Source organism: Chamaesiphon sp. OTE_20_metabat_361, from assembly GCF_031364565.1.
The window spans coordinates 1-5,464 of record NZ_JANLWO010000868.1 but is presented as its reverse complement, the minus strand read 5'-3'; the positions used below and the strand labels follow the sequence as shown (position 1 = coordinate 5,464).

Below are 5,464 nucleotides of genomic sequence, written 5' to 3'. Positions count from 1 at the left end.
TAGGATGTTAAAAGTTAACGTTAAAAAAATTACCACTATACGATAGGAGCTTTGATAAGCTTGGAAAATCATAAGGAAACTATTCTGGTCGTTGATGATGAGGCTAGCATCCGTCGCATTTTAGAAACTCGCCTCTCCATGATTGGCTATGATGTAGTTACAGCGGCAGATGGGGAAGAAGCCCTCGAAACTTTTCGCGAAACCTGCCCCGATTTGGTCGTGCTGGACGTGATGATGCCCAAGCTCGATGGCTACGGGGTATGTCAGGAGCTACGCAAAGAATCTGATGTCCCCATTATCATGTTGACGGCATTGGGCGATGTCGCCGATCGCATCACGGGACTAGAGTTGGGTGCAGATGACTATGTAGTCAAGCCCTTTTCTCCCAAAGAACTCGAAGCCCGAATTCGTTCGGTATTGCGGCGGGTTGATAAAAATGGACTCAATGGCATTCCCAGTTCTGGAGTGATCCAGATTGCCACCATCAAGATCGATACTAATAAGCGCCAAGTTTATAAGTCCGACGAACGGATTCGGCTCACCGGGATGGAGTTTAGTCTCCTCGAACTACTCGTGAGTCGATCGGGCGAGGCTTTCTCCCGATCGGAAATTCTCCAAGAGGTGTGGGGCTATACTCCCGAACGTCACGTCGATACTAGAGTCGTGGACGTTCATATTTCGCGGCTCCGCGCTAAATTGGAAGAAGATCCTAGCAATCCCGAACTGATTCTCACCGCTAGAGGTACGGGTTATTTGTTTCAACGGATTATCGAGCCTGATGAACTTTAGGCTTTAGGCTTTAGGCTTTAGACCAAATGTAGAGCCAGTAGGGTGGGCAATGCCCACCATCTAGGTTGTGAACCATTCTACAAGACCAAATGGAGGATGCCACCAGCTAGGTTCTAAACAATTCGACGTGGATGCGATAAGCGCAAAATGCTGGTGAGTTATGCCACCAGCATTTTGATGTGACTCCACCCTGTTATTCTAGTCTATTTGAACTACCCAAATCAAAAATTTAGTTGAGAGTGCTGCGGAGAGTGTAGATAGCTATGAAAGAAGATAACGGTCGGATCGTCCGACTCCTGCCGATCGCCGCAGGTAGCATTGCCGGGACTTTGTTAATGTTAAATCGGTTACTGACGCCAGCATTGACCGACTCTCAGGCGCGATCGGATGCCGTGGGTGTAGTTTTGACAGCAGTACTAATTTTAACGGGGTTGTTGTGGCAGCAAGTTCAGCCTAGAAAACCCGATAGCACTGTGCTATCGGGGACAGAGGGATTTGAACTATTACCCACGTTACCGGATGCACTCAAAACCGAATTAGCATGGGCTTCACACCTACTACTGACGAATACAGTGACGCGATCGATCGTCGTTTATTATCGCGGGCAAGTTTTGCTCAGACGGGGGATTTTGGCACCAATCGCGACAGTTACACCCGGGGCGATCCTCGATCGAGTTTTAGCCAAACAAAAAGCTATTTATCTAGTAGATACAAAAGTCTACCCAGGAAGAATTGAATTCAACTATTTACCTGTCAACACCCAAGGCATCATTTGTCAGCCATTAGGTACAGATGGAGTAATGATTTTGGGTGCCAATGCTCCCCGTAGTTATACCAAGCAAGATGAAGCTTGGATCGAGGGAATTGCCGATAAATTAGCAAATAGCCTCGCTACCAGATCCGCGATCGATGGCAATTTGATAAACCCAAATGACAAAATCTGAAGGATTCGAGCTTTTTGAGCTACCTAAAACGATCGATTAGCAAAATATTTTTAGCACAAATAGTAATTATGGCAGTTATTAAGTGCATAATGAAATTAACATCCTGCTAATTACGATCGTGGCTAAAACTAAAGTAGAATCTGCTCCCAAAGCTCCTAAAAGTACTGCTACCAAGACAGCTCCGCCAGCCGCCAAAGCAGATAAATCTGCAAAAGTAGCTGCAAAAACTGAGGCATCAACTGACGTCATTTCTACCGCAACGCCGCTCACTGGTAAGGCTCTGCTCCAAAAAGTTAAGGAGCTAGCACATCTTGCTAAGCGCGAAACAGCTAAGGAATGTGGCTACATAAAAACTTCTGCTTCCGGCGGCGTGCGTACCGATCTCTCGGGCTTTTATGATGCTGTGCTCGCTGCTAAAGGTGTCAAGCTCGATGAAACTAGTAGAGACAGTCGCGGTAAAGTTGCTACTTATAAAGCTACCGTGCACAAAAATGGTCAGTTGTTAATTGGCTCTGCTTATACCAAAGGCATGGGTTTAAAAGAGGGCGATGTCTTTACGATCAAGCTCGGCTACAAACACATCCATTTAATTCAAGATAATTAAATCGGCTGGTGCTTTACCCAAACGACTGACGAGTGGCGCGATGCGCTTGGGTAGAGCAATCGATCGCAAATTAAGTGCAGAGGTTTGGTTCCTAACTGACACCAAATCTCTGCGATATTTGCCGATCGCGGGCAGATTATGGTGCGGCTCGACCCGATTGGATGGCGAATTTACACCTAACCTTGCTTAAATTTAAACAGTAAAAGCTGAGTAATTTGCTTGTTAGTAAAGTTATTATCGCTTACGAGCAGTAGTGTTTGACTGCCGTCGGGCAAGCGCGAGCCTAGTGCCATCCCTTCGAGATTGTCTAGGCGCATGTCCAATTTTTTGAGGTCGAAGGCAAGCTGTTTTTTGATGGGTTGAATAGTGTTATTGTCTTTGAAGCTGGCAATCTTGCTGGTATCGGTAGCACCTGCCATACTCGCTTGAAATAATTTGACGCGGAAGCCAAACAAGCCAAAGGATCGCTCCAAGGTAAGAAAATGACCGCTAGTATCGATCGATTGAATTTCCGATAAGCCGTGTTCGAGTGCGCCTAATGGGGGCGGATCTAATTGATAGAGATGTTCGCTAATAATTTCGGGTCGATTGCTCAGTAGATAATGCAACCACCGATTTTTAGCACCAGGAATTTTGCCATCTTCACCCACTTTAGAGACAAATTTATCCTGCATCAAGGATGATTCGGTAGTGGCGAACAGCCGTAAAGGTTCGCCGCTAGCTGGCAATGTCCCTGTCGGGCTGAGTGTCATCCCTTCAAACCCCAGATTATTTTGGATTCCCCGCTTACTTTCTGTATCCGGGAGATAACGCTCGGGAATGGGTAAGGCTTGTTTGGCTTTACCTGTTTTGAGGTCGAATTCGTTAATAAATGGCGGAATATCTTTGCCCCGATTTCCCTCACTAGAGATAAATACAGAGGATTGGGGTGTCAAGGCAATTGTTTCGGTATCAATTTGCCCTTTGAGATAAGTTTCCCCATTTGCTTGCTTGAGCAGCGTTACATCGACGATATCTACTTTATTTAGTTTGACGCGAGCATTTTTAGTGTCGAGATCGAGTTTGAGCGTATAAAATCTAGCTGGTGCGATGTCACTGCGATCGTCAGAAACTGCATAAAAAATATCGCGCTGCCGATCGTAAGTTAGTCCCGATAACCCACCCACAGTAGTCTGTTTATACTGAAAATTGTCGGGGATAATGTACTCACCGATATACTCGAGCGACAGTTTGTTAAAAATCCTACTGCTAGCAGCTTCGCTCGAAACAGCACTACAAGAGGTCAGGAAAATCATGATTCCGATGACACATAGTAATGCACCCGCAGAGACAGTACTGGCCAAAATCCAACCGCCTATTTTTTTGCGCCGAGGATCTGGACTTTTATTTAAAGTCATAACTATTTTGAGTAATAATATCTGTGAGTGGGTATTTCTCATTGTAAGTTACCTGCGATCTCGGTCGTGACTTTCGTTGGCGTAGCCTGCCGTAGGCAATCGCGACAACTTCACACCCGCAAACCATCAGAATCCCCCCGAGCAAGCCTTAGAAAGGGGGATTTACCCACTCAAAACGAAGCAATTGGATTTTTCAGACACCCGCTCAGATTTCGTCACGATCTAAATTTGCTGACAACTATTAACGCTCGACGCTCGATTAACTTATTTATGTCTTCATCTACTTTGTCTGTGCCAGCTAATGTCAAATTTGACGAAGCGATCGACCTGACTCAAACTTTCTTGACGCAGCTTAAAAAAAATGAGCTAACAGCCAGTCAAATCCAAGATTTTGTAGCGGCATTAGTACAGACAGCCAATGGTGCTAGAGGATTTTTTGTAACTTATCTGACTGCCAAAGATCCCATTTGTGACGAACCCCAGCCGGAAATTATTGCCGCATTGCAAGCAAATCCAGATGTTGCTGCCGATTTACTTGTCAAAAACGTTGCCATGTCTACCGCTCAACAACTCTACCATCAGCGGCGAGACGATCGGGAAATGGCGGCATCTTCTGCCACCGTAGCAGCACGGACGACCAAAATTATCCAACAATTGAATCTACCTCAGATTCAGGAAATGTGCCGAGAATTGGTAGGTACGATCCGGGCTGGCGCTGGTGCCTATACTGACTTTTTGACTCGCTGGGGTTATGATGAGGAGCAAAAAAACTCGATCGCTCAAGCTATGTCGCGGTTAATTGTCTAGCTATAGCAACCGTCCAGCCAGCTTCGGACATACCCCCGACTGTCTTGTCTCGCTAATCCGTCGGGAAACCCGACAAACGCGAGCCGCTTCTTGGAGAAGTCGGGGGTATTGCATTAAGGGTTGAGATCTCCTAATCGCCTTGGCGGTTGCCATAAATCACGCTCCAAGCTTGAGATCCAAATGACAAAAGAGGTTATTTCTAACCTCTTTTGTTTGATTGAGTAGACTAACACAAATCTCAATCGCCAATAAATATCCGTAGGTATGTTTGCGATTAAGCTGCGCTCGATCCCTCAATCCAAACGGTAGTGTTATCGAACTAATCCTTAGAGTAAACCAGTGCTAGCACCTTGTTTACCAGTAGCTAATTCGACTTTGATGATTTTACCGCCCATTTTCATAATCCGCTGTTGCTCGCGGAACCAGCTATCGTAAGGGACTAATTTTGTGAAATAAGTATTTTGCAGTTCGCGCTGAGTTCGGATGCGTGTTTGACTGGGAACGCAAGCGGTGACTTTGAACATCCGCATAATAATGGTGCTCCTATGGCTATATTTTGAATAAACTATCCTAATTTTGCACTGTTTGGTAACTCTCAGATCTAGTCACCATTGGCAAGTGCTGTCGAGTCACAATAATTTACCGATTCTCTACGAGACGCTACGCGAACGATGCGCGCTCCAAAAACTTCAAAGTCTGAGAGTCAGATGTCCATCCTAGGTCGTCAAAACTCATCTAGTCATAGATAAGCTGTTGAAGATCTAACACTTACATCGGACTTCCCAGACTCGATTACTTCATCTGCGTTGTCTGGTTAAAAAAACCGATCGACTAGCTCAAGCCAGAACAGATGTAGTCTAAGTAAACACCCATTTCTTTACCAGCATCAGCACCAACTAAACTAGCGGTTACTTCTTTGATGG

The 5,464-nt window shown here is 45.5% G+C and carries 6 protein-coding genes and 1 pseudogene; 4 read left to right on the top strand and 3 right to left on the bottom strand.

Features of this window, described 5'->3' with window-relative positions; all coding sequences use genetic code 11:
* Positions 1 to 60: 60 nt before the first annotated feature.
* From rpaB to RMO35_RS24375, 3 genes are all read left to right on the top strand, one after another.
* Positions 61 to 789: a response regulator transcription factor RpaB gene (rpaB, locus tag RMO35_RS24385; protein WP_309745214.1), complete on the top strand. Its 729-nt coding sequence runs from the start codon at positions 61 to 63 to the stop codon at positions 787 to 789.
* A 263-nt stretch (positions 790 to 1,052) separates the two neighbouring features.
* Complete coding sequence (locus tag RMO35_RS24380; protein ID WP_309745212.1) at positions 1,053 to 1,733, top strand: cofactor assembly of complex C subunit B; 681 nt, start codon at positions 1,053 to 1,055, stop codon at positions 1,731 to 1,733.
* A 247-nt stretch (positions 1,734 to 1,980) separates the two neighbouring features.
* On the top strand, positions 1,981 to 2,337 hold the full coding sequence (locus RMO35_RS24375) for an AbrB family transcriptional regulator (protein WP_309745216.1): 357 nt from the start codon (positions 1,981 to 1,983) through the stop codon (positions 2,335 to 2,337).
* A 176-nt stretch (positions 2,338 to 2,513) separates the two neighbouring features.
* Here RMO35_RS24375 and RMO35_RS24370 read toward each other — a convergent pair whose 3' ends face one another.
* Positions 2,514 to 3,734 (bottom strand): esterase-like activity of phytase family protein, encoded by a 1,221-nt coding sequence (locus RMO35_RS24370; RefSeq protein WP_309745210.1) that lies wholly within the window; start codon positions 3,732 to 3,734, stop codon positions 2,514 to 2,516.
* A gap of 270 nt (positions 3,735 to 4,004) precedes the next feature.
* Here RMO35_RS24370 and RMO35_RS24365 point away from each other — a divergent pair, with 270 nt between their 5' ends.
* On the top strand, positions 4,005 to 4,541 hold the full coding sequence (locus RMO35_RS24365) for a hypothetical protein (RefSeq protein ID WP_309745208.1): 537 nt from the start codon (positions 4,005 to 4,007) through the stop codon (positions 4,539 to 4,541).
* Between the two features lie 326 nt (positions 4,542 to 4,867).
* Here the strand turns inward: RMO35_RS24365 and RMO35_RS24360 are convergent, their stop codons facing one another.
* Positions 4,868 to 5,071, bottom strand: coding sequence for a phycobilisome linker polypeptide (locus tag RMO35_RS24360; RefSeq protein ID WP_309745206.1), 204 nt, complete (start codon positions 5,069 to 5,071; stop codon positions 4,868 to 4,870).
* A gap of 301 nt (positions 5,072 to 5,372) precedes the next feature.
* Positions 5,373 to 5,464: pseudogene (locus RMO35_RS24355) on the bottom strand (allophycocyanin subunit beta); the annotation flags it as partial.

Excerpts from the sequence above, each read along its gene's own strand:
- RMO35_RS24380 (WP_309745212.1), top strand. The coding sequence starts at position 1,053 with ATGAAAGAAGATAACGGTCGGATCGTCCGACTCCTGCCGATCGCCGCA.
- RMO35_RS24370 (WP_309745210.1), bottom strand. The coding sequence starts at position 3,734 with ATGACTTTAAATAAAAGTCCAGATCCTCGGCGCAAAAAAATAGGCGGT.
- RMO35_RS24365 (WP_309745208.1), top strand. The coding sequence starts at position 4,005 with ATGTCTTCATCTACTTTGTCTGTGCCAGCTAATGTCAAATTTGACGAA.
- RMO35_RS24360 (WP_309745206.1), bottom strand. The coding sequence starts at position 5,071 with ATGCGGATGTTCAAAGTCACCGCTTGCGTTCCCAGTCAAACACGCATC.